This window comes from Streptomyces sp. NPDC087420 (assembly GCF_044744165.1).
Lineage (GTDB): Bacteria > Actinomycetota > Actinomycetes > Streptomycetales > Streptomycetaceae > Streptomyces.
Genome location: NZ_JBIUXU010000007.1, coordinates 172895 through 198523, shown reverse-complemented (window position 1 = coordinate 198523; position 25629 = coordinate 172895). Strand labels below are relative to the sequence as shown.

General features: G+C 73.4%; 23 protein-coding genes. 4 read left to right on the top strand and 19 right to left on the bottom strand.

Annotation, left to right across the window (positions count from 1 at the left end):
- Positions 1-13 precede the first annotated feature (13 nt).
- The 14 genes from ACIO1C_RS16250 to ACIO1C_RS16185 all read right to left on the bottom strand — a co-directional run bounded on the left by ACIO1C_RS16250 (position 14) and on the right by ACIO1C_RS16185 (position 13666).
- The gene (locus ACIO1C_RS16250) at positions 14-832 is read right to left on the bottom strand and encodes a sirohydrochlorin chelatase (protein ID WP_401863564.1); all 819 of its coding nucleotides are present in this window, start codon (positions 830-832) and stop codon (positions 14-16) included.
- A gap of 5 nt (positions 833-837) precedes the next feature.
- A complete protein-coding gene (locus tag ACIO1C_RS16245; RefSeq protein ID WP_401863561.1) occupies positions 838-1803 on the bottom strand; it encodes an ABC transporter permease in 966 nt (321 codons plus the stop codon).
- Positions 1790-2581, bottom strand: coding sequence for an ABC transporter ATP-binding protein (locus tag ACIO1C_RS16240; protein WP_327233791.1), 792 nt, complete (start codon positions 2579-2581; stop codon positions 1790-1792). Before ACIO1C_RS16240 ends, ACIO1C_RS16245 begins: the two co-directional genes overlap by 14 nt.
- Before the next feature lie 80 nt (positions 2582-2661).
- Positions 2662-3774 carry an aliphatic sulfonate ABC transporter substrate-binding protein gene (locus tag ACIO1C_RS16235; protein WP_401863558.1) on the bottom strand — a complete coding sequence of 371 codons (1113 nt, stop codon included), beginning with the start codon at positions 3772-3774 and terminating at the stop codon, positions 2662-2664.
- Positions 3775-4027: 253 nt separating this feature from the next.
- Positions 4028-5386, bottom strand: a complete 1359-nt coding sequence (locus ACIO1C_RS16230; protein WP_401863555.1) for a sulfate adenylyltransferase subunit 1 — start codon at positions 5384-5386, stop codon at positions 4028-4030.
- A gap of 2 nt (positions 5387-5388) precedes the next feature.
- The gene (gene cysD, locus ACIO1C_RS16225; RefSeq protein WP_401863553.1) at positions 5389-6327 is read right to left on the bottom strand and encodes a sulfate adenylyltransferase subunit CysD; all 939 of its coding nucleotides are present in this window, start codon (positions 6325-6327) and stop codon (positions 5389-5391) included.
- On the bottom strand, positions 6324-6905 hold the full coding sequence (gene cysC / locus ACIO1C_RS16220; RefSeq protein WP_401864136.1) for an adenylyl-sulfate kinase: 582 nt from the start codon (positions 6903-6905) through the stop codon (positions 6324-6326). The genes cysD and cysC overlap by 4 nt, the downstream gene beginning before the upstream one ends.
- A gap of 54 nt (positions 6906-6959) precedes the next feature.
- Positions 6960-7661 (bottom strand): phosphoadenylyl-sulfate reductase, encoded by a 702-nt coding sequence (locus tag ACIO1C_RS16215; RefSeq protein WP_401863550.1) that lies wholly within the window; start codon positions 7659-7661, stop codon positions 6960-6962.
- Positions 7658-7834 (bottom strand): hypothetical protein, encoded by a 177-nt coding sequence (locus tag ACIO1C_RS16210; protein WP_202532202.1) that lies wholly within the window; start codon positions 7832-7834, stop codon positions 7658-7660. Before ACIO1C_RS16210 ends, ACIO1C_RS16215 begins: the two co-directional genes overlap by 4 nt.
- Positions 7831-9528, bottom strand: coding sequence for a nitrite/sulfite reductase (locus ACIO1C_RS16205; protein WP_401863547.1), 1698 nt, complete (start codon positions 9526-9528; stop codon positions 7831-7833). Before ACIO1C_RS16205 ends, ACIO1C_RS16210 begins: the two co-directional genes overlap by 4 nt.
- A gap of 127 nt (positions 9529-9655) precedes the next feature.
- The gene (locus ACIO1C_RS16200) at positions 9656-9739 is read right to left on the bottom strand and encodes a putative leader peptide (RefSeq protein WP_356425652.1); all 84 of its coding nucleotides are present in this window, start codon (positions 9737-9739) and stop codon (positions 9656-9658) included.
- Positions 9740-9859: 120 nt separating this feature from the next.
- Positions 9860-10426 (bottom strand): GNAT family N-acetyltransferase, encoded by a 567-nt coding sequence (locus ACIO1C_RS16195; RefSeq protein ID WP_401863545.1) that lies wholly within the window; start codon positions 10424-10426, stop codon positions 9860-9862.
- A gap of 105 nt (positions 10427-10531) precedes the next feature.
- On the bottom strand, positions 10532-11827 hold the full coding sequence (locus tag ACIO1C_RS16190; RefSeq protein ID WP_401863542.1) for a GAF domain-containing protein: 1296 nt from the start codon (positions 11825-11827) through the stop codon (positions 10532-10534).
- Between the two features lie 171 nt (positions 11828-11998).
- Entirely contained in the window at positions 11999-13666 is a 1668-nt protein-coding gene (locus ACIO1C_RS16185; protein ID WP_401863540.1) for an acyl-CoA dehydrogenase family protein, read from the bottom strand.
- A 17-nt stretch (positions 13667-13683) separates the two neighbouring features.
- Between ACIO1C_RS16185 and ACIO1C_RS16180 the strand changes: the two genes are divergently transcribed.
- Positions 13684-14892, top strand: a complete 1209-nt coding sequence (locus ACIO1C_RS16180; RefSeq protein ID WP_401863538.1) for a YihY/virulence factor BrkB family protein — start codon at positions 13684-13686, stop codon at positions 14890-14892.
- A gap of 171 nt (positions 14893-15063) precedes the next feature.
- Here the strand turns inward: ACIO1C_RS16180 and ACIO1C_RS16175 are convergent, their stop codons facing one another.
- The 4 genes from ACIO1C_RS16175 to ACIO1C_RS16160 are packed head-to-tail and all read right to left on the bottom strand — an operon-like array spanning position 15064 to position 22293.
- Positions 15064-18909: an SAV_2336 N-terminal domain-related protein gene (locus ACIO1C_RS16175; protein ID WP_401863536.1), complete on the bottom strand. Its 3846-nt coding sequence runs from the start codon at positions 18907-18909 to the stop codon at positions 15064-15066.
- On the bottom strand, positions 18899-19891 hold the full coding sequence (locus tag ACIO1C_RS16170; RefSeq protein WP_401863534.1) for an AAA family ATPase: 993 nt from the start codon (positions 19889-19891) through the stop codon (positions 18899-18901). The genes ACIO1C_RS16175 and ACIO1C_RS16170 overlap by 11 nt, the downstream gene beginning before the upstream one ends.
- Positions 19892-19924: 33 nt before the next feature.
- Complete coding sequence (locus tag ACIO1C_RS16165; RefSeq protein WP_401863531.1) at positions 19925-21862, bottom strand: trypsin-like peptidase domain-containing protein; 1938 nt, start codon at positions 21860-21862, stop codon at positions 19925-19927.
- Positions 21859-22293 carry a CU044_2847 family protein gene (locus ACIO1C_RS16160; RefSeq protein WP_401863528.1) on the bottom strand — a complete coding sequence of 145 codons (435 nt, stop codon included), beginning with the start codon at positions 22291-22293 and terminating at the stop codon, positions 21859-21861. Before ACIO1C_RS16160 ends, ACIO1C_RS16165 begins: the two co-directional genes overlap by 4 nt.
- A gap of 83 nt (positions 22294-22376) precedes the next feature.
- Here ACIO1C_RS16160 and ACIO1C_RS16155 point away from each other — a divergent pair, with 83 nt between their 5' ends.
- On the top strand, positions 22377-23204 hold the full coding sequence (locus ACIO1C_RS16155; protein ID WP_401863525.1) for a DUF6597 domain-containing transcriptional factor: 828 nt from the start codon (positions 22377-22379) through the stop codon (positions 23202-23204).
- Here the strand turns inward: ACIO1C_RS16155 and ACIO1C_RS16150 are convergent.
- The gene (locus ACIO1C_RS16150; protein WP_401863522.1) at positions 23144-23536 is read right to left on the bottom strand and encodes a VOC family protein; all 393 of its coding nucleotides are present in this window, start codon (positions 23534-23536) and stop codon (positions 23144-23146) included. The genes ACIO1C_RS16155 and ACIO1C_RS16150 overlap by 61 nt on opposite strands.
- 110 nt (positions 23537-23646) lie before the next feature.
- Here ACIO1C_RS16150 and ACIO1C_RS16145 point away from each other — a divergent pair, with 110 nt between their 5' ends.
- Complete coding sequence (locus tag ACIO1C_RS16145) at positions 23647-24474, top strand: response regulator transcription factor (protein ID WP_401863520.1); 828 nt, start codon at positions 23647-23649, stop codon at positions 24472-24474.
- A gap of 8 nt (positions 24475-24482) precedes the next feature.
- On the top strand, positions 24483-25601 hold the full coding sequence (locus tag ACIO1C_RS16140) for a sensor histidine kinase (RefSeq protein ID WP_401863517.1): 1119 nt from the start codon (positions 24483-24485) through the stop codon (positions 25599-25601).
- Positions 25602-25629: the final 28 nt, after the last annotated feature.

The following is a 25629-nucleotide window of genomic DNA, read 5'->3' as shown; positions in this document are numbered from 1 at the left end:
GGCCCGTCCGGCCTCAGCTCGCCCGGCCGTGCAGCAGGGTCAGCTCCGGTGACGGTGTCCCGCACGCCTCGTCGTAGCGCGTCAGGAGCAGTTTCGCCAGTTCCGGCGCCGGGCCCAGCACCTCCGCCAGGACATCGGCTCCCCCCTCCGCCGCCCCCGCCACGATCCGGTCCGGCAGCCTTCCGGGGGCGATCACGTACGGGGCGACCGCGACGCGGCGTACGCCCTCCGCGCGCAGCGCGCGCACCGCGTCCTCGGTGCGCGGCAGGGACGCCGACGCGAACGCGGGCCGTACCGCGTACCAGCCCGCCCGGCGCTCCCACTCCCGTGCGATCCCGGCGATCACCGCCGCCGCCTCCGGGTCGGAGGAGCCCGCAGAGGCCAGCACCACGCCCGTCGAAGGCCGGTCGGCGCGCGCCAGCCCCGCCTCGTACAGCCGCCGCTCCAGCGCCCCCACGAGCAGCCGCGACGGACCGAGGACCCCGGCCTGCCGGATCCGCAGACCGGGCAGGCGTTCCGACGCCTCCCGCAGGACGGCCGGGATGTCGGCCTTGGCGTGGAACGCCCGCGTCAGCAGCAGCGGTTGGGCCACCACCTCCACCACGTGCGGCGCGCCCTCCCGCGCCAGCCGTTCCAACACCTCAGGCACGGAAGGCGCGTTGAAGTCCAGGAAGCCGGTCTCCACCCGCAGCCCGGGCCGCTGCGCCCGCACCCGCCGGGTGAGGGCGTGCGCGGTCGCCGCGTGCCGGGGGTCACGGCTGCCGTGCGCGACGACGAGCAGGACCGGGGGCACGAAAGGGGGCACGAGCGGGGGCCGGTGGAGAGGGTGCACGGGAATCAGCTCTTCACGAGGAGACCGCGGTTGCGCAGGACCCACCGCTCCAGCGGACTGAAGATCAGCAGGTCGATCGCGATTCCGACGATCAGGATCAGGAGGATGGCGAGGAACACCATGGGCATGCTGCCGACGGTACGGCCGTTCTCCAGCAACTGGCCCAGACCGACACCCAGATCGGGCGAGGACGCGATGATCTCGGCGGCCATCAGGGAGCGCCAGGAGAACGCCCAGCCCTGCTTGAGCCCCGCCAAGTACCCCGGCAGCGCGGCCGGCATGATGATGTGCCAGGTGTTCCTGAGCCCGGTCGCGCCCAGCGTGCGCCCGGCCCGCAGGAAGAGCGGCGGCACCTGATCGACCCCGGACACCAGCCCGTTGGCGATCGAGGGGACCGCGCCCAGCAGGATCACGGCGTACATCATCGTGTCGTTGAGACCGAGCCAGATCACGGCCGGCGGCACCCACGCCACCGAAGGCAGCGACTGGAGCCCCGACAGGATCGGCCCGATCGCCGCCCGTACGAACTTCACCCGGGCGACCAGCAGCCCCAGCGGGGTGCCGATCAGCAGCGCCAGCAGGAAGCCCAGCAGGCCGCGCGAGACGCTCGTCCAGATGTAGCCGAGCAGCGTGCCCTGCGACCAGGCGTCGGACAGCTCGTCCCACACCGCGCCGGGCGAGGGCAGCTTGTAGTCGTCGGTGACCTTCGCCCAGATCAGGATCTGCCACACGAACAGCACGAGGAGGACGGCGACGGCGGGCGGCAGCACCTTCTGGACCAGGGTCTGGCGCAGGGGCGTCCGGCCCGTCTGTACGGTGTCCAGCGCGTCGAGCCCGGCCTCCAGGCCGGCCATGTCACCGGGACCGCCGCCGACCGGGCGCCGGGCGTCCGGGCCGTCGGCCGCCGCATCCCGTGCCGCCGGGCCCCCCGGCGCCGGGTCCTTCTGCGGCGTCGTGTCAGTGCTGGCCATGTCGGCGGATCTCCCCACGCAGTTCTTCGGTGATCTCGACGGACAGCTCCGCCACCTCGGCGTCCTCGATACGGCGCGGCTGCGGGATGTCCACCCGCCACTCGCGGGCGATCCGGCCGGGGCGCGAGGACAGCAGGACGACGCGCTCGGCGAGCCGTACCGCCTCCCGCACGTTGTGGGTGACGAACAGCACCGACAGGTTCGTCTCGCGCCAGATCCGCGTCAGCTCGTCGTGCAGCACGTCGCGGGTGATGGCGTCGAGCGCGGCGAACGGCTCGTCCATCAGCAGCAGTTGGCTGTCCTGGGCCAGCGCGCGCGCCAGCGCGACCCGCTGCCGCATCCCGCCGGACAGCTCGTGCACCCGCTTGCCGTACGCCCCTTCGAGCCGTACGAGGCCGAGCAGCCGCTCCGCCTCGGGCCTGCGGTCCTGCTTGGGCACCCCGCGCAGCCGCAGGGCCAGTTCGATGTTCTTGCCCGCCGTCAGCCACGGGAACAGCGCGTGCTCCTGGAACATCAGGGCCGGGCGCCCGCCCGGGGTCTCGATGGACCCGGCGGTCGGGCGGTCGAGCCCGGCCACCAGGTTGAGCAGCGTGGACTTGCCGCAGCCCGAGGCTCCCAGGAGGGTGACGAACTCACCCGGAGCGACATCGAGCGTGATGTCGTCCAGCACGAGCTGCCGCCCCGCGGGGGTCGCGAAGGTCTTGGAGACGTGCGCGATGCGCGCGGCGTGGTCCACCGACGTGGTGCCGTCGGCGGCCTTGGTGAGCGTCGTTGCCATGGTCGTCACCTCCTGGGAATCCTGAGAGTCCTGAGAATCCTGCGAATCCTGCGAACAGATCGGTCGCGAGGTCGCGGCGGTTACTTGACGCCGAGACCGGCGTCGGCGACCTCGGGCTCACCGGCGGCCTTGAGCACCTTGTTCAGGGGCCCCAGGTCGTAGATGCCGGCCAGGTCGGGCTTCTCCAGCAGACCGGCCTTGACCGCGTGGTCGGCCTCGGACTGGAGCGTGGAGGCCAGCGGGTCGTTGGTGACCTTGATGGACTCCCAGGCGGGGTCGAGGACCTCGGGCGGCAGGGCCTTGCCCGACAGGGTCTTGAGCGCCTCGTTGGCCGACGCCTTCGCCTGGTCCTCGTTGGCGTTGATCCAGGCGTTCGTCTTCACCGAGCCGCGCAGCACCGCCTCGACGACGTCCGGGTGCGCGGAGAGGAACTTCTGCGACACGATGATGTTCGTGATCACGAACTGCTTGTCCGGCCACAGGTCCGACTCGTTGAGCAGCACCTTCGCGCCCTCGGCGACCAGCTTGGACGCGGTCGGCTCCGGCACCCAGGCGCCGTCGATGGAACCGGCCTTGTAGGCGTCCGGGGTGATCTTGTTGTCCGTACGGACGACGGAGACGTCACCCTTGCCGGACTGGGCGTCGACCTTCCAGCCCTTCTCCGAGATCCAGTTGAGGAACGCCACGTCCTGCGTGTTGCCCAGCTGCGGGGTGGCTATCTTCTTGCCCTTGAGGTCGTCCAGGGTCTTGATCTTCTTCGGGTTGACCACCAGCTTCACGCCGCCGGAGGCGGAACCGCCGATGATCCGCAGGCTCTTGCCCTTGGTCTGGACGTAGCCGTTGATCGCGGGGGAGGGGCCGATGAAGCCGATGTCGATGCTGCCCGCGTTGAGCGCCTCGATCTCGGAGGGCCCGGCGTTGAAGGTGGAGGGGGCGACCTTCGTGCCGCCCAGCTCCTTCTGGAACAGACCGTCCTGGATACCCACCAGGGCCGTGGCGTGCGTGAGGTTCGGGAAGTACCCGATCTTCACGGTGTCGGCCGAGAGCTTCTTCGCTCCGGCGGCGACCGCCGGCTTCTTCTCGTCCTTCTCGGCGTCGGAGCCGTAACCGCAGGAGGTGACGACAACGGCGAGAAGGGGCACTGCGGCGAGCGTGGTGATACGGCGGCGCGACAGGATGCGCGTGGCAGGCACGGGAGGGGTTCCTCTCGTCGGCCCGGTGCGCACGCCCTACGGGAACGCGGGCGTGACCGGGAGATCGGCAGGTCTTCGACGGTGCGGGTGGGGCGGGTGGTGCGGGCGGTGCAGGGGGTGGGGGGTGCGGGCGCGCAGGCAGTGCGCGTACGTCATCACGCACATCGCGCCACCCCGCCCGTTCCCGCGCCGAGGAGGCCGCTGCCGACGCGGCCGCCCTCCTTCGCGAAGGTCGCGTACATGTCGATGGCCATCAGAAGTCCCAGCCTTCTTCGTCCGCGGGTACGACAGCGGCCGCTCCGGCGCCCTCGGCGAAGGCGTCGCCCGCCATGCCCGCGCTCAGCGTCGTGCCGTCGGCGGGGTCGATCAGCAGAAACGATCCGGTCCTGCGGGACTCGGCGTACGGGTCGAGCGCGAGCGGCTCGGCGGTACGGATCCTCACGCGTCCGATGTCGTTGGCGACGAGCTGCCCGGGTGCCGGGTGCTGGGACAGGTCGTCCAGCGTGAGCCGGGACGGGATGTCCTTCACGATCGCCTTGACCGTACGGGTCGTGTGCTTGAGCAGCACCCGCTGGCCGACGGTCAGCGGCCGGTCGGCGACATGGCAGACGGTCGCCTCCACGTCCTGCGTCGACGCGGGGAGCTGCGCGCTGGGGGCGATCAGGTCGCCGCGCGAGACGTCGATGTCGTCCGCCAGGCGGAGCGTCACGGACTGCGGCGCCCAGGCGATGTCCACGCTCTCGCCGAGCGCGTCGATGCCCTCGACCGTGCTCGTACGGCCGGACGGCAGGACCGTCACGGCGTCGCCGACCCGCAGCACACCGGACGAGATCTGGCCGGCGTAACCGCGGTAGTCCGGGTGGCTCGCCGACTGCGGGCGGATCACGTACTGCACGGGGAACCGCGCGGGGCAGTGGGCCAGGTCGTGGCTGGACGGCACGGTCTCCAGGTGCTCCAGCACCGTCGGGCCGCCGTACCAGTCCATGTGCGCGGACGGTTCCACGACGTTGTCCCCGGCGAGGGCCGAGATCGGGATCGCGGTGATCTCCGGGACGCCGAGGGAGGCCGCGTACGCCGTGAACTCCTCGGCTATCGCCGCGAATACGGGCTCCGCGTACGCGACGAGGTCCATCTTGTTGACGGCCAGCACCACGTGCGGGACCCGCAGGAGGGCGGCGACGGCGGCATGGCGGCGGGTCTGCTCGACCACGCCGTTCCGCGCGTCGACCAGGACGACCGCCAGCTCCGCGGTGGACGCGCCGGTGACCATGTTCCGGGTGTACTGCACATGCCCCGGGGTGTCGGCGAGGATGAACCGGCGCCGGGGAGTGGCGAAGTAGCGGTACGCGACGTCGATGGTGATGCCCTGCTCGCGCTCGGCGCGCAGTCCGTCGGTGAGCAGCGCGAGGTCCGGGGTGTCCTGGCCCCGGCTCAGCGACACCCGTTCCACGGCCTCCAGCTGGTCGGTGAGCACCGACTTCGAGTCGTGCAGCAGCCGCCCCACCAGGGTGGACTTGCCGTCGTCGACGGAACCGGCGGTCGCGAAGCGCAGCAGGGTGGTGGTGGCCAGCCGCTCGGCGAACTCGGCGTACGGCTCGGTGGCGCTCGTCATGGCTAGAAGTACCCTTCGCGCTTGCGGTCTTCCATCGCGGCCTCGGACATCTTGTCGTCGGCGCGGGTCGCGCCGCGCTCGGTGAGCCGGGAGGCCGCGATCTCGGTGATCACCGCGTCGAGCGTCGTGGCGTCGGAGTCGACGGCGCCGGTGCAGGACATGTCGCCGACGGTGCGGTAGCGCACCAGACGGGTCTCGACGCTCTCGTTCTCCTTGGGCCCGCCCCAGTCGCCCGCCGTCAGCCACATCCCGGCCCGCAGGAACACCTGGCGCTCATGGGCGAAGTAGATCTCCGGCAGCTCGATGCCCTCCCGGGCGATGTACTGCCAGACGTCCAGCTCGGTCCAGTTGGAGAGCGGGAAGACCCGGACGTGCTCCCCGGCGGCGTGCCGGCCGTTGTAGAGGTTCCACAGCTCGGGGCGCTGGCGGCGCGGGTCCCACTGGGAGAACTCGTCCCGCAGCGAGAACACCCGCTCCTTGGCCCGTGCCTTCTCCTCGTCCCGCCGCCCGCCGCCGAAGACCGCGTCGAACCGCTCGGCCTGGATCTTCTCGGTGAGCGGGACGGTCTGGAGGGGGTTACGGGTCCCGTCGGGGCGCTCGCGCAGCTTCCCCGCGTCGATGTACTCCTGTACGGAGGCGACGTGCAGGCGCAGGCCGTGCTCGGCGACCGTACGGTCCCGGTAGTCCAGCACCTCGGGGAAGTTGTGCCCGGTGTCGACGTGCAGCAGCGTGAAGGGCACCGGCGCGGGCGCGAACGCCTTGAGCGCCAGGTGCAGCATGACGATCGAGTCCTTGCCGCCGGAGAAGAGGATCACCGGCCGTTCGAACTCACCCGCCACCTCACGGAAGATGTGGACCGCCTCGGACTCCAGGGAGTCCAGGTGGCTCAGGGCGTAGGGGGCGTCGGTGCCCTCGGTGACGGACGCGACGGTCGTGCTCACGCGAGACCCCTTTCGGCGAGGAGCGCGTGGAGCGCGCCGGCGGACTCCCGTACGGACTGGGTGTGCGACTCGATCCGCAGGTCCGGGTCCTCCGGGGCCTCGTAGGGGTCGTCGACCCCGGTCAGCCCGGATATCTCGCCGGCCGCCTGCTTGGCGTACAGCCCCTTCACATCCCGTACGGAGCACACCTCGACGGGGGTGGCGACGTGGACCTCCAGGTAGGCCGTGCCCACGCTCTGGTGGCGTTTGCGCACGGCCTCGCGGCTGTCCGCGTACGGCGCGATCACCGGCACCAGCGCCTTGACGCCGTGGGACGCCAGCAGTTCGGCGACGAAGCCGATGCGCTGGACGTTGGTGTGCCGGTCCTCGCGGCTGAACCCGAGGCCCGCGGAGAGGAACTCGCGGATCTCGTCGCCGTCGAGGATCTCGACGCGGTGGCCCTCCGAGCGCAGCCGGCCGGCCAGCTCCCGCGCGATCGTGGTCTTGCCCGCGCTGGGCAGACCGGTGAGCCAGACGGTGGCGCCCTGCTCCGTCATGCTCAACTGTCCCTCCTCATGAGATCCCTGACTGCCCGTCACCGATGTGTACGTCACCGATGTGCTCGTAAAACCCTGCCGCCCCGGTGCTGATGGCTATCCGTGCAGCCCGCACTCGGTCTTGCCCCGGCCGGCCCAGCGGCCCGCGCGGGCGTCCTCGCCCTCCAGCACCCTGCGGGTGCAGGGGGCGCAGCCCACGGAGGCGTAACCGTCCATGAGGAGCGGATTGGTGAGGACGCCGTGCTCGGCGACGTACCGGTCCACGTCCTCCTGCGACCAGCGGGCGATCGGGGAGACCTTGACCTTCCCGCGCCGCTCGTCCCAGCCGACCACAGGGGTGTTCGCCCGCGTCGGGGACTCGTCGCGGCGCAGCCCGGTGGCCCAGGCCGCGTAGCCGGTCAGCCCCTCTTCGAGCGGCTTGACCTTGCGCAGGGAGCAGCACAGGTCGGGGTCGCGGTCGTGCAGCTCCGGCCCGTACTGGGCGTCCTGCTCGGCGACGCTCTGGCGCGGGGTCAGCGTGATGACGTTGACGTCCATCACGGCGTCCACGGCGTCGCGGGTGCCGATCGTCTCGGGGAAGTGGTAGCCGGTGTCGAGGAAGACCACGTCCACGCCGGGAAGGACGGTGGAGGCGAGGTGGGCGACCACCGCGTCCTCCATGGACGACGTCACGCAGAACGTGTCGCCGAACGTGTCGGCGGCCCACCGGAGGATCTCCGTCGCCGAAGCGTCTTCGAGCGCGCGGCCCGCGTGCTCGGCGAGGGCCTTCGGATCGTCCGTCCCGGCCAGCGTGGTCATGTCGATTCCCCTCCGTCGGGTGCCTGGAGCCCCCGGGTCAGCAACCCGAGGAACTTCAGTTGGAAGGCCCGGTTGCAGGCCGCGCATTCCCAGGCGCCGTGGCCCTGTTCGTTCGGGCGCAGGTCCTCGTCGCCGCAGTAGGGGCAGTAGAAGGGGGCGGCACGCTCGCTCATGAGAGGGCCTCCTCCGACGCGCGGGCCGCCCACGTCGCGAACCGCTCGCCTTCCTCGCGGTCCTTCTGGAAGCGGCCGAGCACCCGCTCGACGTAGTCGGGCAGGTCGTCCGAGGTGACCTTGAGGCCGCGGACCTTGCGGCCGAAACCGGCCTCCAGGCCCAGAGCGCCGCCCAGGTGCACCTGGAAGCCCTCGACCTGCTCACCGTTCTTGTCCAGCATGAGCTGGCCCTTGAGACCGATGTCGGCGGTCTGGATCCGCGCGCAGGCGTTCGGGCAGCCGTTGATGTTGATGGTGATCGGCTGGTCGAACTCGGGGATACGGCGCTCCAGTTCGTCGATCAGGGTGGCGCCGCGCCGCTTTGTCTCGACGATCGCGAGCTTGCAGTACTCGATGCCGGTGCACGCCATCGTCCCGCGCCGGAACGGCGACGGCTTGACCCGCAGGTCCAGCGCTTCGAGCCCGGCCACCAGCGAGTCGACCTGGTCCTCCGCGACGTCGAGCACGATCATCTTCTGCTCGACGGTGGTCCGCAGCCGGCCCGAGCCGTGCGCCGCCGCCACCTCGGCGATCCTGACGAGCTTGGGGCCGTCGACCCGGCCGACGCGCGGCGCGAACCCGACGTAGAACCGGCCGTCCTTCTGCCGGTGCACCCCGACGTGGTCGCGCCACACCTGGAGGGGCTGCGCGGGCGCGGGCCCGTCGATCAGCTCCCGCTTGAGGTACTCGTCCTGGAGGATCTGGCGGAACTTCTCCGCGCCCCAGTCGGCGACCAGGAACTTCAGGCGGGCACGGGTGCGCAGCCGCCGGTAGCCGTAGTCGCGGAAGATCCCGATGACCCCGGCCCACACGTCGGGCACCTCGTCCAGCGGCACCCAGGCACCGAGGCGCTGCCCGATCTTCGGGTTGGTCGACAGGCCGCCGCCGACCCACAGGTCGAAGCCGGGGCCGTGCTCGGGGTGCTCGACGCCGACAAAGGCGATGTCGTTGATCTCGTGCGCCACGTCCAGCAGCGGCGACCCGGAGATCGCCGTCTTGAACTTGCGCGGGAGGTTGGAGAACTCCTTGGTGCCGATGAACCGGGCGTTGATCTCGTCGATCGCCCACGTGCCGTCGATGATCTCGTTCTCGGCGACCCCGGCGACCGGCGAACCGAGGATCACGCGGGGCGTGTCACCGCAGGCCTCGGTGGTCGACAGGCCGACGGCCTCCAGACGCCGCCAGATCTCCGGGACGTCCTCGATCCTGATCCAGTGCAGCTGGATGTTCTGCCGGTCGGTGAGGTCGGCGCTGTCCCGGCCGAACTCGTGCGAGATCTCGCCGATCACACGCAGCTGCTCGGTGGTCAGCCGCCCGCCGTCGATCCGGACCCGCAGCATGAAGTACTTGTCGTCCAGCTCCTCCGGCTCCAGGATCGCGGTCTTGCCGCCGTCGATCCCGGGCTTGCGCTGGGTGTATAGCCCCCACCAGCGCATCCGGCCGCGCAGATCGTTCGGGTCGATCGAGTCGAAGCCCGCCTTGGAGTAGATGTTCTCGATGCGCGCCCGCACATTGAGACCGTCGTCGTCCTTCTTGAACTGCTCATTGCCGTTGAGCGGAGTGAAGTGGCCGACGGCCCACTGGCCCTCACCGCGGTGACGGCTCACCTTGCGGCGCGGTGTGGCGGGAGTCGGCTGGTCCGGGGTGGCGGCCATGGCGTTACGTCCTTCGAGACTGCGTGAGGGCGGCTCTCAGCCGCACACCCGCGCGAAGGCGCGGCGGTGCGCGGCAGGTGCAGAGGTCAGGGGCGGGCGGTGCGGAGTCGCGGCGGCGCGCGAGATCTCAGTTTGTCGGACAGATGGCGCTGGACATGCGGCCGAGGTCGACGTGTCGCCGACCTACCAAGGCAATTCCAGCTCTCGACATGACGGAAGCGTGTCACGCGGATCTCGGGGCAGTCCACCACTATCCACTATGTGGACGACAGTGTCCCGCTATATGAGACGGCAGGCGGCGGGGCGATGCGAGGTGAGGCGATACGGGTGGTCACGCCAGCGCGCCGGGCCAGGGTCCCGGCGTCGCCGTCTCCTCCTCCTCCGAGGTCTTCGTGTCGAAGAGGGTGAAGCCGCGCCGCTGGTAGTTGGCCATCGCGTGCTCGCCGTCCTTGGTGCACGTGTGCAGCCACACCCGCTCGGTCGGCTTGAGCCCGGGGTGGCGCTCCGCCAGCTCCCACGCCCTGGCGGTGCCGTACGACAGCAGGTGGCCGCCGATCCGGCGGCCCCGGAAGGCCGGGATCAGCCCGAAGTACACGATCTCCACCGCGCCGCCGTCCTGCGCCGCCAGCTCCAGGAAGCCGGCCGGGGTGCCCTTCTCGTACGCGACCCAGGTCTCCACGCCGGGCCGGTCCAGGTACTCCCGCCACCGCGCGTACGTGTGCGACAGCCGGTCCGTCCAGCGGACGTCCCCGCCGACGGCCGTGTACAGGAACCGGCTGAACTCGGGGGAGGGCACCTCGGCCCGTACGATCCGCACGTCGCCCGGCGGCGGGGCGGCGGGGCGCAGATCGGACGGCGAGGTCTGCTCCAGGGACCACGTGGTCACGGTGAGGGTCATGCCCGCCAGAAAATCACGCGGGGGGCCGTACGGTCACACCAGGGCCGGTCACCTCAGGGGAAGGCCGCCCCTCACGCAGGGGAAGGCCGCCCCGGACGCCGCCCCTCACGGACACGGCAGGCTCCGGGTGCTCAGCACCGCCGGGGCCGTCGAGTGCGGCAGCAGCTCGTCCGGATCCTCCGGCGTGACCACCTCCACCTCGACCTCCTCGCTGAAGCGGTACGGCCGGTGCGCCAGCACCCCCGACAGGTGCCGCCGCACCCGGGACATCTCCGCCCGTACGGTCACCGTGCGCGTCGCGTCCCCGAACACGTCCGCCGCCAGCTCCGCCGCGCTGCGCCCGTCCCGGTGCACGGCCAGCACGTACAGCAGCTCCGCGTGGCGCGGGGTCAGCTCCTGCACCCAGCTGCCCGCCGCCCCCGACACCGCCACCGACCAGCGCCGGGGCCGGCTCAGGTCCAGGACGACCCGGCTCACCGCCCCCGCCGAGGCCGGGTCGGGATCGTCCGCCACCTGGATCAGCCAGCCGCCCGGCAGCGGCTCGACCGCGCACAGGCCCAGCGTGGGGTGCCAGACCCGGCCCGCGCCGAACGACTTGGGCAGCGGGAGCCGGTCCACGGGCGGCATCCCCGTGACCGCCGCCGTCCAGCCGTAGCTGTCGACCGCCAGCGCGCGCCCGCCGATCCGGCACAGGATCGGCGCCGCCACCGAACGCAGCCGCTCCACGTTCCCCCGGTGCCGCTCCCGCATGTCGCTCTCCGCGAGCCGGGCCACCGATCTGACCAGCGCCAGCGTCGTCGGATGGAACCCGGCCGCCGGGCCGCTCACGTCGACCACCCCCAGCAGCCGCCCGTCGCGGGGGTCGTGCACCGGCGCGGCGGCGCAGGTCCACGAGTCCAGCGTCCTGACGAAGTGCTCCGCCGAGTGGACCCGTACCGGCCGCCGGACCGCCAGCGCCGTACCGATCGCGTTGGTGCCCGTGGCCCCCTCGGTCCAGGTCGCCCCCTCTTCGAGCCAGATCCCGCCCGCCCGCCGCAGCACGGACGGACTGCCGTCCCGCCACAGCACCCGCCCCTCGTCGTCCGTGACGACCGTGATCTGGAGGGACGCGTCCGCCACATCGGTCAGCGAGTCCACGAGGGTCCGCAGGGCCTCGCCGAGCACGGACGTACGCCGCCGGTGCTCCAGCTCGTCCCGCTCCAGCAGCACCGGGCGCGTGGTCCTGTCGGGATCGAGCCCCATCCGGGACATCCGCCGCCACGACGCGTCGATCACCGGGCGCGGCGCGACCGGGGGGCGCTCACCGGCGAGGGCCGCCTCCCTGACCCGATGGAGGAGCCGGTTGGCCTGCACGCCGTCCACGGTGCTGAGCCGGGCCAGGTCGAGCGGTATGTCCTTCATCAGCCCATCGTGCCGTTCCGGCCAAGGCCCGGAGGGGCAGTTCCGGATTCTGCTGCAACCGGTTGCAACTCTGGCATCTCGGGTGCGGGTGCCCGAGAGTGACAGGGAATCAGAGGTGGTGCCGTGTCGGCGCAGCACCACCTCTGATGACCTCCCCCCGCGGTGACCGCCTCACGCCTCCGGCCGCGCCCGGTCCACGACCGACGCCAGGTCCAGCGTGTGCGGCAGGGTGCCGAAGGCCGTACCCCAGTCCCCGCCGAGCCGTGAGGCGCAGAACGCGTCCGCCACCTCGGGCGGTGCCCAGCGCACCAGCAGCGAGCCCTGGAGCACCAGCGCCATCCGCTCCACCAGCCGCCGCGCCCGCGCCTCGATCCCGGTCAGGTCGGCCAGTTCGGTGAGCAGGTCCTTGATCGCCCGGTCCAGCCGGTGGTCGGCGCCGCGCGCCAGGCCCACCTCCTGGAGGAAGGCGTTCAGCGCGCCCGGCTCCCGCTGGAGCGCCCGCAGCACGTCCAGTGCCTGGACGTTCCCCGAGCCCTCCCAGATCGAGTTCAGCGGCGCCTCACGCAGCAGCCGGGGCATCCCGGACTCCTCCACGTACCCGTTGCCGCCCAGGCACTCCAGGGCCTCCGCCACGGCCGGTGTGCACCGCTTGGTCACCCAGTACTTGGCGACGGGCACCGCGAGCCGCAGGAACGCCCGCTCCCGGTCACGCCCGTCCTCGGGACCGCTCTGGACCGCGTCGTACGCCGCCGCCAGCCGCAGCGCGAGCGTGGTCGCCGCCTCCGACTCCAGGGCCAGGTCGGCCAGGACGTTGACCATCAGCGGCTTGTCGATCAGCTCGGCGCCGAACGCCCTGCGGTACGTGGCGTGATGGACCGCCTGCGCCACCGCCTGCCGCGTCAGCGCGGCCGAACCGACCACACAGTCCAGCCGGGTCGCCGCCACCATCTCGATGATGGTGCGCACCCCGTGCCCCTCCTCGCCGACCCGGCGCCCCCAGGTCTCGTCGAACTCGACCTCGCTCGACGCGTTGGAGCGGTTGCCCAGCTTGTCCTTGAGGCGCTGGATCCGGAAGACGTTGCGTGTACCGTCCGGCAGCACACGCGGGACGAGGAAACAGGTCAGCCCGCCCGGCGCCTGCGCCAGGACGAGGAATCCGTCGCACATCGGCGCGGAACAGAACCACTTGTGCCCGGTGAGCAGGTACTCGTCGCCCGCGCCCGTCTCGGTGTCCACCCGCCGCGCGCCGGTGGTGTTGGTACGGACGTCACTGCCGCCCTGCTTCTCCGTCATGCCCATCCCGAAGAGCACCCCGGACTTCTCCCCGGCGGGCCGCAGTCCGGGGTCGTACACCCGGGAGGTGAGCCGCGGCTCCCAGTCGGCGGCGAGCGCCGGCTCGACCCGCAGCGCCGGGACCGCCGCGTGGGTCATCGAGAGCGGGCAGGTGTTCCCGGCCTCCACCTGCCCCCACACGAGGAGCCCGGCCGAGCGCCGCACATGGCCCGCCGGGCGGCCCCAGGCGTCGGTCAGCCCGGCCGTGACGGCCTGTCCGAGCAACTGGTGCCAGGCCGGGTGGAAGTCGACCTCGTCGACACGGTTGCCGTACCGGTCGTGCGTACGGAGGCGGGGCGGGTTCTCGTTGGCCAGTGTGCCCAGGAGCTGCACCTCCGCGGACCCGGCGGAGCGGCCGAGCGCGGTCAGTTCCGCGCGGGTCTCGTCGAGGAGGCCGGCGGTGACGTGCCGTTCCACCCCCTCGGTGAGGGCCCGGTCGGCGCTGAAGACGTCGTACCCCACCAGGGGCGGAACCTGGTTGGTCACTGTGTGGGTGGTGGCTGCCATGCCGCTACGGTAAGGACGTGCAGGCAGCAAATGAAACACCCGAGCGGCCGTCGGGCCGACTTCACCGGGCCAGAGTCCTCTATCGCAACGTCTCCATGCGGAGGATGGCCTGGCTGCTGCTGAAGGACACCGTCAATTCGTGCATCGAGTACCGCATCCTCGGACTCGCGGCCGAGGCGGCGTTCTTCACCCTGTTGTCGCTGCCGCCGCTGCTGCTCGGGCTGATCGGGCTGCTCGGTTACGTGGACGACTGGACCAGCACCACCACGGTCGCCTCGATCGAGAAGAACATCCTCTCGGCCGTCGGCACGGTCCTCTCCGACCGAGGCGTCAACCAGATCGCCAAGCCGCTGCTGGCGAGCGTCACCCACGGGGGGCGGCCCGACGTCATCTCGCTGGGCTTCGCGATCGCGCTCTGGTCGGGCTCGCGGGCGGTGAACGTCTTCGTGGACACGATCACCGTGATGTACGGCCTGGACGGGCGGCGCGGCATCGTCGCGACCCGGCTCCTCGCCTTCCTGCTCTACCTCGTGGCGCTGCTGATCGGCGCGGTGGTGCTGCCGCTCGCGGTGGTCGGCCCCGACCGGGTGGTGGAGCTCATCCCGTGGGGCACGGAAGTGGTCTCCGTCCTCTACTGGCCGGTGGTGAGCCTCCTCTCGATCGCCTTCCTGACCACGCTCTACCACGTCTCCGTGCCGGCCAGGTCCCGCTGGATCGAAGACGTCCCGGGCGCGCTGGTCGCGCTCGGCATGTGGGTCCTGGGGAGCTTCCTGCTCCGCATCTACCTGACCAGTACGGTCGAGGGCCCGACGATCTACGGCTCCCTCGCGGCGCCCATCGCCGTGCTCCTCTGGATCGGCATCTCGGCGTTCGCGGTCCTGGTCGGCGCGGCCGTCAACGCGGCGATCGACCGCGTCTGGCCCTCGCTGGCCACGGCGGCGGCCCGCGCGGCCAACGAACGCCTGCGCACGGCCCACGCGGCGGAACTGCTGGCCCGCGCGGCGGCCGAGACGGAACTCCGCAGGGCCCGGGGCGACTTCGACGACCTGGACGACTCCGACGACGAGGCGGACGACGGCGGCGACCTGGGCATGCCGTCGGAGTTTCCCGAACGCTGGTCGCGCTTCCTGCCCCCGGACGACCTGCGGTCGCGGCTGCACTCGGGGCGGGAGAGCCGCGAGAACAAGGAGCTGAGGGAGAGCAGGGAGAAGGACCAGCGGCCCTGAGGTTCCCGGTGGGCCGGCGCGGGCGCCCCGGGGCGGGGGCTGTGGGCCTGGGGCCGATGGCCCTGGGCGCGGTGGCCCGGGTCGGGCGGGCGGGTGACGGTCCGGGATCCGTGGTCTGCGGACGCGTCCGGGGCCGGCCCTGTGCCGGTTCGTGGGCGCGGGCCCGCCCGGTCAGCGGCCCAGCAGGCGGCGGAGCCAGGCGCGGGGGGACCTCGGGTTCCGGGGCGGTGGGCCGACCGTGCGGTACCAGACGGTGATGTCGGCGCCGTACTCCGTCGCTTCCGCCCGGCGGTAGCCCGGCGGGCTTCCGGCCAGGCTGTACAGCGGGCCCGACAGGCCGATGACCACGGCGCCGGCCCCGCTCTCCGCGGCTCCCCTCGGCGCCAGCATCCGTGCCACGGCCCGCGTCTCGTCGCGGGCCGTGCCCGCGTGGACGACGAGGACGACGAGCGGGCCGCCGGGCCCCGTGGGACGCGGGGCGAAGCGGCTGCCGAGCCGTTCCACCACCCTGGCCGCGGTGAGTTTCCGTCCGGCCGTCACCCGGATCGTCCCGTCCGTGTCCGGCCGCGCGGCTCTGCCCACGGTGCGCCGCAGCGCCCTGCGCACCCCGGGGAGGTACGCGGGCAGGCCCCGGCGGCCGGGGACCGTACCGCCGTGCACGATGACGTGGATGTAGTGGGGGCCGGACCGGGGCGCGAGGCGCCCGCCCACGCCGTACGCCGGTGGCGGGCGCCGGATCGGCGCCGGCGCCGGCGCCGGGGACGCGGCGTAGACCGGGAGGCGCATGTCGCCCTGCCCCGTGTGGACCGGCCCTGCGCTGCCCGCCGCCGGTGTCCAGGGTCCCCGGCCCTCCGGCCGGTCCCGCATCCGTGCGACCGCGCGTCCGTTCTCCAGGGAGCGCCGCCACTCCCGCAGCGCGCCCCGCCGGCCGTCCGCCCACAGGCCGTCGACCCCGGTCAGCGGGGTGGCGGACCAGAGGGCGAGGGCCGAGTCGTACAGCGCGGCGGCGGTCGCGTGGTCGCCGGACTCCGTGGCCCGCGCCGCCTCGGCGGCTCGCTGCCGTGCCGTACGGACGTCCAGCTCGTGGGTGTCGAGGCGCAGCCGGTAGCCCGTACCGGTGTCCTCGACAGGATGCCCCTGGAGACGCAGCGCGGCGGCGGCCCGGGCCACCGCCTCCTCCGGGGTCCCGTCCCGCGCGGCGCCATCGAGGCCCCGGGCCAGCTCGCCCGTGGACACGCTGTCACCGTAGGACAGCAGGAGTTGGGCGAGCAGACACCGTTCCGCGTGGCCGGCCGGCGTACCGTCCTGCCGCCCGCGCACCGCGCGCAGCGGCCCGAGGACGCTGTACTGCCAGGCGTCCAGGGGCAGTACGGGCTCCACCAGCAGCTTCGCGGCGCCCCGCGCGCGGCGGTCGGCGTCCGGGGCCAGCAGGTCCATGATCACGGTCTCCAGACGCGGCGGCAGATCCGGCCGCAACTGCCGCGGCGGGACGAACTGTTCGTCGCCGGGGCCCGGCGCGTGGAGCCGTCGCGGGGCGAAGGGGACCCTGCCGGTGGCGAGTTCGAACAGCACCCGGCCGAGGCCGTGGAGATCCTCCGCCGCGGCGGCGGCGTCGGCCACCGCCTCCGCCTGTCCCGCCGGATCCGGGCCGTGCCCCGCCCCGGCCGGCCGGCCGAAGCCGCCCACCTTCACCCGGCCGTCCGGCAGCCGCACGATCTCTTTCCCCGTCAGGTGACGGTGGGTCACCCCGTGCTGATGGGCGTGCAGGAGCGCGTCGAGCACCTGTCGGCCGACGCTCACCAGATCCGGCACGGAGGTGGAGGCGGTCCGGAAGGCCGACACCGTGGGGGAGTTCGCGGAGGACCGGCCCGCATCCGTCCGCCCCGGCCTCGCCACCGGCTCGCCCGCCACCGGCTCCTCGACGAAGTAGAGAACGCCGTCGTCCCACCCGAAGTCGTGGATCGTGACGATGCCGGGATGGCGCAGCGCCCGGACCGCCTTCGCCTCCCGCCGCGCCGCGGCCTTGGCGCCGGACGGTACGGGGCCCGCGTACCGTACGACCACCTCGCGGCCCGCCTCGTCCCGCGCACGCCACCGCCCGTGGGCGCGCGAGCCGGGGTCCGGGCCGATGCGGTCGAGCAGCCGGTACGGCCCCGCCGACGGCGGCGCGGGGAAGGACGGCGCCGGCCCGGACCCGTGGCGGTCCCGTGTGACGGGGAGACTCTCCTGGCTCACCAGCGTGACGGGCGCGCCCGCCTCCCGCCCGTCCCCGCGCGCGCCGTCCAGCAGCCTGCGGAACTCGCCCGGCACCGAGCCGCCGAGCAGCGAGATCTCGGCCGCCACCCGGTGCAGCAGCGCGGTCGTCCGGCCCAGCTCGTGGGACGGCAGGGTGGCCAGCAGCAACTCCCGTACCCCGGGACGGAATTCGTACGACCCCGCCGGTCCCGGCGCGACCGTGAGCAGACCGCTCAGCACCACCTCCGCCAGGTGCTGCGCGCGCGGCTGCTTCTCCACCGCCGTCTGCACGATCCGCATCACCGGCAGATACGCGAGCCCCACCGCCAGGTGCGCCGCCAGCCGGACCGCCTGCTGGGAGGCCGCGGAACGGAAACGCCGGACCAGCTCCTCGGCCGGGGTGTCCCGGGGGGCGAGTCCGTCCTCACCGTCCTGGGCGGCGAGCGGCGGGCCCGCCGTCAGCTGCGCGGCGGACCCGGGGAACACCGTCCCGCCGGGCGAGGCCAGCAGGCCGGCCCAGTTGCCGAACCACTCGGCGTTCGGTTCGAGGACCGGCACCGGAATGCCCCGGGCCAGGCCGTCGTACGGCGCGAAGTGCAGCGAGGCGTTGGGCGCGCCGGGACCGGGGGCGGTGAACAGGCCGGGGACGGGGGCGAGCGGGGTGTCCTGCCACATCCGTTCCGGCAGGGGCTGCACGACGGCCACCGGGAGCGTACGGGCCCAGCCGCGCAGGGTCCGGTACCACCGCCGGCCGGCCGCCCCGTCGCGCCACTGCGGGCCCATCGTGTCGCTGATGACCAGCGCGACCGTCCGCCCGGCCGGCCACTTCCGTACCGGCACGGTCCCGTCCGCGTCGAGCCGCACCAGCTCCACCGTACGGAACGCGCCCAACTGGCCGAAGGCCTTGTGCAGATCACGGGCGAGCGGCTGCCACATCGCCATCGTGGGGCCCGAGTCGACCACCAGCCGCAGATGGAGCCTCTGCTCCGGCCCCGGCCGGAGCCGGGGCAGCCACCGGCCGCGCGCGGCCCCGAGCGCGGCCATGCGGTGGGCGGTGCCGTCCTTGTCCCACTCCGTGGGCCGGGCGGGGGGCGCGGTGCCGCGCAGCGGGCGCAGCGCCCGCTGGAGGGCGAGCGGGCGGGAGATCATCGGGCGGGTGGGGGCCAGTATCGCGGGCGCCTCGTCCCCGGCGGGGACCTCGGAACGGCTGTACCAGCCGGGCAGTTCCCCCAGGGGGTCGAAGTCCGCCTCGCCGCCGGGCTCGTCGTCCGCGCGGGGCGCGCCCGTGGCGGGTGACTGGTGGGCCGGGCGCAACCGGTACGAGGCGGGGTCGGTCTCCGCTTCCCGCGCTTCTGAGCCGGCGGCCGGGGCGTGGTCGGCGGGTTCGGCTCGTTCGGCGGGTGGGGGCGGCTCGGCCGGCGGGGGCGCCCCGGTGGGCCGGCCGGGCCGGTGTCGGCGGACGGGCTCGGCGTGTTGCCCGGGCGGGGTCCGCCGGCCCGCCGAAGACTGCGGGCTCCACCGGCCGGGCTCGCCCGGGTAGCCGTACGTGACGGGCGGCTCCGGCCGGCCCGGCTGAACCGGCGGGACCTGCCGGAGCTGCATGAACGGGGGCCGGTCCGGGATCCCGCCGGCCGCCGGCCGGGGTGACGCCTCCCGGCCGGGCGGCGGCCCGGGGCGCGACTGGGCCGCGAGCCAGATCAGTTCGGCCAGCTCGCGGCCGGTCGGCGGGTCACCGCCCGCCGCCGTCAACACGTCCCGTAGTCGGGCCAGATCAGAATTCATCGGGTTCCGGTGTCCGGCTCAGATAGCGCATCAGATGGTCCGCCAGCTCGGTCCTGGACTCGCCGGCCAGTCCGGAAGTCCTGGTGAGGTAGATCGCGTTGAGCAGTTGGTCGGTCGCCAGCTCGCCGTTCCTGCCCCGTGCCAGAAACGTTCGTACCAAGTCGTGGGCCTGTCCGTCGAGAGGGCCCAGGTGCGCCCGGACGATCGCGGCCAGGTGTTCGGCGGCGGGCTGCTTCAGTTCCAGGGTCACACATCGCCGCAGGAACGCGGGCGGGAAGTCCCGTTCGCCGTTGCTGGTGAGGACGGTGAAGGGGAACGCCCGGCAGCGCACCCGGCCGCGCTCCACCCGTACCAGCCGGTCGGAGTCCGCCATCAGCACCTCGGCCGAGGAGCGGGTCCTGGCGGCGCGGACCAGTTCGGGGATCTCGTACTGCCCCTCCTCCATCACGTTCAGGAGGTCGTTCGGGAGGTCCAGGTCGCTCTTGTCGATCTCGTCGATCAGCAGGACGCGGGGGCGTTCGTACGGGAGGAGGGCCGTGCCCAGCGGGCCGAGCCGCAGATGGTCCTCGATGGTGCCGTTCCCCGGGGCCTGGCCCGCGGCGTAGAGCCGGGAGAGCGGGTCGTACTGGTAGAGCCCGTCACCGAGCGCCGTCCTGCTGGTGATGTTCCACCGCAGGACCGGCCCGAGCCGCAACTCGCGGGCCACGGCGTACGCCAGGCTGGACTTCCCGCTGCCCGGCGGTCCCGTCACCAGCAGCGGCCGGCGCAAGTACAGCGCGGCGTTGACGAGTTGCACGCTCTCGGGGGTCGCCCGGTACGCCTGGGCCCGGTGCACCCGGTCGGGTGACGGGGACGGGTCGTCCGCGGGCGGTTCGACCACGGGGCCGCCGTTGAAGGCACGCCAGGGCGGCGGCGCGGGCAACTGCCCGACACCGTCGTGCGGTTCGTCGGTTCCGGTGTACACCGGCCACAGGGACGACATGTCGGACCTCCAGGTCAGTCGACGGGCGACAGATCAGTCGACGGGCGACCGGGTCAGCCGCGGGACGTCGGGGAACCACCGTGGATCGTCCCAGACGAAGGACAGGCCGGCGGCCCAGTGCGGCTCGGGCCCCTCGTGGCCGAAGGCGTGCTTGCGCAGGGTGAAGACGTGCTCGGGCAGTTCGCCCGGCGCGAGCAGCGACAGCCGCTCGGCCAGGGAGTTCAGGAACACCGTGCCGCGGCACGAGTCCCCGCACGCCTCCCCGCCGCCCCCCGGGCAGCCGGTGCGCGGCCACAGCACGATCGGGGCCGGCGCGTCCAGGACGGCGCGGTGGGTCGCGCGGTCGTCCGGCGCCGTCGGCGGCCTGGTGAGCGCCACCGGGCCCACCACGTCCTGGAGTTGGACGGCGAGCAGGCCGGGCGCCGGGGCGCCCTCGCAGGCGATCGGGTAGATCCGCGACTCGCGCTGCCCGTCCAGGACGTCCCACACCTTCTTCAGCCGGAACTGGAGCCGGGGATTGGTCCTGCGGTCGTGGTCCATCACCACCACCGGCGCCACACAACCGAGTGGTGTCCGGGTGCCCTTGCGCGCCGACCACTGGTCCACGGGGTGGTTGAGCCAGTCCCTGGGGAGGGCGAACGCGATCAACTCGTCCCCCTCCGTGTCGAGTTCGGCGTAGGCGTCGTCGATCCGGTCCAATACCCAATCGCGCAGGTCCCGTTTGGCCAGCCGCTGCTCGCCGACCAGCCGCCGGTGGCCGTGCCGGTACGCGGACACCTCGACCAGCAGCGCGTTCCTGTCGGCGCCGCTGCGCCGGATCTCGACCAGGATCGGCGACCAGTGGCGGGTGCCGGGGTGGGCGGGCGGGGCGGGTTCAGGGGCGGGGGCGGCAGCGGGGTTCGGGACGGGCGCAGGCCCGGGCGCGGGTTCGGGATGCTCGATGGGCGACGGGGCGAAGCGGAGCGACGGGCCGGGGGCCGGTTCCGGGCCCGGCGCTGGGGCCGGAGCCGGAGCCGGGGCGACGTGGGGCGGCGGTACGACGGGCGGGGCGATTTCGAAGAACTCGGGTGTACGGAGGGACTGCCGGTGGCCCTGTGCCCAGGCGCGCAGCTCGTTCCCCAGCTTCTCGTCGTCCACATACGAGACCAGGTGCACGGCCAGGTCCGCCAAGGGCAGCCAGTCGGGCTGCGGGTCCGTCTCGGTCAGCAGGTACCAGACCGCCGCCCACAAGGTGCCAGGCTCCCCCGCCGGCAGGACGAGGTCCTGCGTACCGGACACCTTCCGCAAGAGCGCCCCCGGCGTGCCGGGTGCCACGCGGGCCCGCTCGATCAGTTCGCGCAGCCGCCGCTTCTCCTCCCGCCGGTAGCCGCGGGTCGGGACCCGGTCGGCCAGCGGTGCCCAGTGGCGGGCGAGCACCCGCGCCGGAATCATCCGGCAGTTGCGGGTGACCGCGTCCTGCGCGACGACCATCCCGGCCACCTCACCGGTCGTCTCCATCATCACGGCGGCCCCGCTGAACCCCCGGTCCGCCTGCTGTCCGTACCCCCGCCAGTACTCCAGCTGCGCCCACTCGTCCTGGATCAACAGGTGCGAGGTGGCGCGTAGTTCGGTCTGCACGCCCTCTTCCCCGTAGCCGTGGGGGAAGCCGTACGCGACCAGCTTCGGCGGCGGCGTGGCGTACGGCTCGCCGAGCCGGGCGAAGACGGCGGGGGCGATCCCCACCGGCCGGTCGAGCCGGAGCACCGCGAGATCGCCCGGGTCCGTGTCACCGCCCGCCCACGCCCCGCGCGCGACCACCTCGGCCGTCACCGGGCCGAGCCCCCGCGCACCGGGGAAGACCACCTCCGCGCGCGGCCACCGGCCCACCACATGGGCACAGGTCAGGACCGTGTCCTCGGTGACGAGGAAGCCGGAACCCTCCACCGCGCCCTCGACGTCGATCCGCGCGTGCCAGGCGGGAGAGGTCCTCACGGCCCGGTCGGTCCGGTGGGCCCGGCCGGTCCGGGCGGTCCGGGCGCGGTCGGGCCGGCCACGGCGGGCGGCACGGCCCCGCCGTCCGGCGCTCCGTCCGGTCCCGGCACCCCGCCCGGTCCCGGCGCCCAGGACAGCTTCACCGTCAGATGGCCCTCGGCCGAGCTCTTGGCGATCACCGCGCCGGCCTCCGCCATCAGCTTCACACCGAACTCCAGCTCCACGGAGTCCGGTTTGAGCGGCCCGTCCCGGAACACCGCCAGGGCCGATTCGGCCGCCGCGCGGATCCCGGCCAGCGCCTCGTCGAACGTACGGCCCGCCTGCGCGAGGGAGTTACCACGGCTGACAGGCCTCGCGCCCGGCGCGTCACGGTCGACCTCGACCATCACCCGCGCCCCGCTGTCGGTGGTGAACTCCATCAGTGCCGTCATCGTCGCCCCCGCGGTAGGAAATGCGTAGGAGCGACCATTGTGGATCAGCGCCGCCCGGCAGGAGACGGTTTAGCCTCATCGGTATGTACGACGAAAGGGCCTCGCGGCTGGACGGCGCCGTCGTCTGGACGAAGACGACGCAGGCCACGCAGGTCACGCAGACCACGCAGACCACGCAGACCGTGAAGTCCGCGAGAGGCGCGGGCGGTACGGCGGGGCGGGACACGGCCGACACCACCCCGGCCGACGCCCCGTACCCCGTACTCCCCGACGGGTGCATGGACCTGCTGTGGATCGGGGGCCGGCTGCTCGTCGCCGGGCCCGACACCCGGGCCCACCACTCCACCGTTCCCGGAACGGGCTGCGCCGGGATGCGGTTCGCGCCCGGCACCGCGCCCGCCCTGCTCGGGGTGCCCGCCCACGAGCTGCGCGACCGGCGCGTCGAGCTGGCCGACCTGTGGTCCCCCGCGGAGGTACGGCGGCTCACCGCGCGCCTCGCGGCCGCCCGGGACCCGGCCGCCGCGCTGGAGGCGGTCGCGCTGCGCCGCGCGGCCGTCGCGCCCGCGCCCGACCCGCTGCTGCGGGCCGTGGTCGCCGGGCTTGAGGCGGGCCGCGGCGTGGCCGCGACCGCCGACGCCGTCGGGCTCGGCGCCCGCCAGCTGCACCGCCGCTCGCTGGACGCCTTCGGGTACGGGCCCAAGACCCTCGCCCGCGTGCTCCGGTTCCAGCGCGCGCTGGGTTTCGTACGGGCGGGGATGCCGTACGCGGCGGCGGCCACCGCCGCCGGGTGCGCGGACCAGGCGCATCTCGCGCGTGAGACCCGCGAGCTGGCGGGTCTCACCCTGGGCGCCTACACCGCGCTGGCGAAGAGCGAGACCTCACAGCCGTCCGGGTCGAGGACGATCGCGTAACGCTGCCCCCAGACCGCGTCCCACGGCTTGAGGTGCCCCCGGTGCCCGGCGGCGGTCAGCGACGCGTACGTGGCGTCCACCTCGGCGGGACTCGCACAGAGGAAGGCGAGCCCGATCCGCCCACCCCCCTTCGGTGCCGTGAAGCCCGGGTCGAAGGACCGGACCGTGTCCTCCGTGTCCCAGAGGACCCGCGTACCGCCCGGCAGCTGGACCTCCACGTGGGGCGCGGTGTCCGCGCCGGCCGGGATGTCCAGGCCGAGGAGGCGGTAGAAGGCGAGCGAGGCCGCCATGTCGGAGACGACCAGGGAGGTCGCGTCGAGTCGAGGAGTCATGCACCCACCGTAGGCACCCGCCGCCCCATGGTCTTGAAGGAATCGGACGTCATGGTTTCGTAAGAGGTGAGGGGCGGTGCACCGGTCACCGTCCGAGGAGACTTGCCGTCATGCACACCATCCTGGTCGTCGACGACGATCCCACCGTCGCCGAGGTCGTCACCGGCTATCTGGAGCGCGCGGGCTTCGCCGTCGACCGGGCCGCCGACGGGCCGCAGGCGCTGCGGCTCGCCGCCGGGAAACCGCCCTCGCTGGTGCTGCTCGACCTGATGCTGCCCGGTATGGACGGCCTGGAGGTGTGCCGCAGGCTGCGCGCGGCGGGACCCGTACCGGTGATCATGCTCACCGCGCGCGGTGACGAGGACGACCGGATCCTCGGGCTGGAGATCGGCGCGGACGACTACGTCACCAAGCCGTTCAGCCCCCGTGAGCTGGTGCTGCGCGTCGAGTCCGTCCTGCGGCGCGGCCGCGCCGACCGGGGCGCCACGGCCGGGCCCGAGCTGACCGTGGCCGGGATCACCCTGGATCCGGCGGCCCGCCGGGTGACCAAGGACGGCCGGGTGCTCGCGCTGACTCTCCGGGAGTTCGACCTGCTCGCCCACCTCATGCGCCACCCCGGGCAGGCCATCGCCCGGGAGCAGCTGATGCACGACGTGTGGGGGTGGGAGTTCGGCGATCTGTCGACGGTCACCGTGCACGTACGGCGGCTGCGCGGCAAGGTCGAGGACGATCCGGCGGCCCCGCGGCTGATCCGTACGGTCTGGGGGGTCGGCTACCGCTTCGACGTACCGGCGGAGGCGCCGGTGGCCTCGGTGGAGGCTCCGGTGGAGGCACCCCCCGCCCCGGCACCTCCCGCCCCGGCGCTCCCCGCGTCCGTGACGTCGTCCGTCACTGTGACGTCCCCGACGCCCGCCCCCGTACCGTCCGACGGCAGCTGAGGCGCACCATGTCGGACATGCTCCTCATCGCCCTGTACGCGTTCCTCGGCGCCGGCGCCGCCGGGCTGCTCGGCGCCGTCGTACTGCGGCTGCTGCGCCACCGCTCGGTGCTCGTCTCGCTGACCGTCGTCGCCGCCGCCACGGTGGTCGCGATGCTCGGGGGGACGCTCGCGGTCGCCTGGGCGATGTTCCTGTCGACCCACGACCTGACGGTCGTCACCACGGTCGCGGCGATGGCCGCGGTCGTCTCGCTCGCCACCGCGATGCTGCTGGGCCGCTGGGTGGTGGCACGGAGCCACGACCTGGCGCTCGCCGCGCGTTCCTTCGGGAACGGGGGCAGCTTCGCCGCGCCGGACGGGGACTCCACCGCCGAACTGTCCGAGCTGGGCAGGGAGCTGGCCGCGACCAGCGCCAAGCTCGCCGCCTCCCGGGAGCGGGAGCGCGCCCTGGAGACCTCCCGCCGTGAGCTGGTCGCCTGGATCTCGCACGACCTGCGGACCCCGCTCGCGGGCCTGCGCGCGATGTCGGAGGCGCTGGAGGACGGGGTGGTCCAGGACCCGGACCGCTACTTCCGGCAGATCAGGGCCGAGGTCGAGCGGCTGAACTCGATGGTCGGCGATCTCTTCGAGCTGTCCCGTATCCACGCGGGGGCGCTGGCCCTCGCACCGACCCGGATGTCGGTCTACGACCTGGTGGGGGAGGCGCTGGCGGGCGTGGACCCGCTCGCCAGGGAGCACGGTGTCCGCCTGGTCGGCGGGAGCATCGAGGCCGTACCGGTCGAGGTGGACGGCAAGGAGATGACCCGCGTCCTCGCCAACCTGCTCGTCAACGCCATCCACCGGACCCCCGCCGACGGCACGGTCGCGGTGGCGGCGGTACGGCGCGCGGACTCCGTCGTGCTGTCCGTCACGGACGGCTGCGGGGGGATCCCGGCGGAGGACCTGCCCCGGGTCTTCGACACCGGCTGGCGGGGCACCCAGGCCCGTACGCCCCCGGCGGGCGCGGGGCTCGGGCTGGCGATCGTCCGGGGCATCGTGGAGGCCCACGCGGGCCGTACCGCTGTCCACAACGTCACGGGCGGCTGCCGCTTCGAGGTCACGCTGCCCGCGGCGGCGGCCCTGGGCTGAGCCCCCCGTGCCCCCGAACAGCCGTGTC

What these genes read in the sequence shown, in the direction of transcription:
- ACIO1C_RS16245 (WP_401863561.1), bottom strand. Translation starts at nt 1,803, where the DNA reads ATGGCCAGCACTGACACGACGCCGCAGAAGGACCCGGCGCCGGGGGGC.
- ACIO1C_RS16240 (WP_327233791.1), bottom strand. Translation starts at nt 2,581, where the DNA reads ATGGCAACGACGCTCACCAAGGCCGCCGACGGCACCACGTCGGTGGAC.
- ACIO1C_RS16230 (WP_401863555.1), bottom strand. Translation starts at nt 5,386, where the DNA reads ATGACGAGCGCCACCGAGCCGTACGCCGAGTTCGCCGAGCGGCTGGCC.
- ACIO1C_RS16215 (WP_401863550.1), bottom strand. Translation starts at nt 7,661, where the DNA reads ATGACCACGCTGGCCGGGACGGACGATCCGAAGGCCCTCGCCGAGCAC.
- ACIO1C_RS16210 (WP_202532202.1), bottom strand. Translation starts at nt 7,834, where the DNA reads ATGAGCGAGCGTGCCGCCCCCTTCTACTGCCCCTACTGCGGCGACGAG.
- ACIO1C_RS16205 (WP_401863547.1), bottom strand. Translation starts at nt 9,528, where the DNA reads ATGGCCGCCACCCCGGACCAGCCGACTCCCGCCACACCGCGCCGCAAG.
- ACIO1C_RS16200 (WP_356425652.1), bottom strand. Translation starts at nt 9,739, where the DNA reads ATGTCGAGAGCTGGAATTGCCTTGGTAGGTCGGCGACACGTCGACCTC.
- ACIO1C_RS16195 (WP_401863545.1), bottom strand. Translation starts at nt 10,426, where the DNA reads ATGACCCTCACCGTGACCACGTGGTCCCTGGAGCAGACCTCGCCGTCC.
- ACIO1C_RS16190 (WP_401863542.1), bottom strand. Translation starts at nt 11,827, where the DNA reads ATGAAGGACATACCGCTCGACCTGGCCCGGCTCAGCACCGTGGACGGC.
- ACIO1C_RS16185 (WP_401863540.1), bottom strand. Translation starts at nt 13,666, where the DNA reads ATGGCAGCCACCACCCACACAGTGACCAACCAGGTTCCGCCCCTGGTG.
- ACIO1C_RS16175 (WP_401863536.1), bottom strand. Translation starts at nt 18,909, where the DNA reads ATGAATTCTGATCTGGCCCGACTACGGGACGTGTTGACGGCGGCGGGC.
- ACIO1C_RS16170 (WP_401863534.1), bottom strand. Translation starts at nt 19,891, where the DNA reads ATGTCGTCCCTGTGGCCGGTGTACACCGGAACCGACGAACCGCACGAC.
- ACIO1C_RS16160 (WP_401863528.1), bottom strand. Translation starts at nt 22,293, where the DNA reads ATGACGGCACTGATGGAGTTCACCACCGACAGCGGGGCGCGGGTGATG.
- ACIO1C_RS16155 (WP_401863525.1), top strand. Translation starts at nt 22,377, where the DNA reads ATGTACGACGAAAGGGCCTCGCGGCTGGACGGCGCCGTCGTCTGGACG.
- ACIO1C_RS16150 (WP_401863522.1), bottom strand. Translation starts at nt 23,536, where the DNA reads ATGACTCCTCGACTCGACGCGACCTCCCTGGTCGTCTCCGACATGGCG.
- ACIO1C_RS16145 (WP_401863520.1), top strand. Translation starts at nt 23,647, where the DNA reads ATGCACACCATCCTGGTCGTCGACGACGATCCCACCGTCGCCGAGGTC.
- ACIO1C_RS16140 (WP_401863517.1), top strand. Translation starts at nt 24,483, where the DNA reads ATGTCGGACATGCTCCTCATCGCCCTGTACGCGTTCCTCGGCGCCGGC.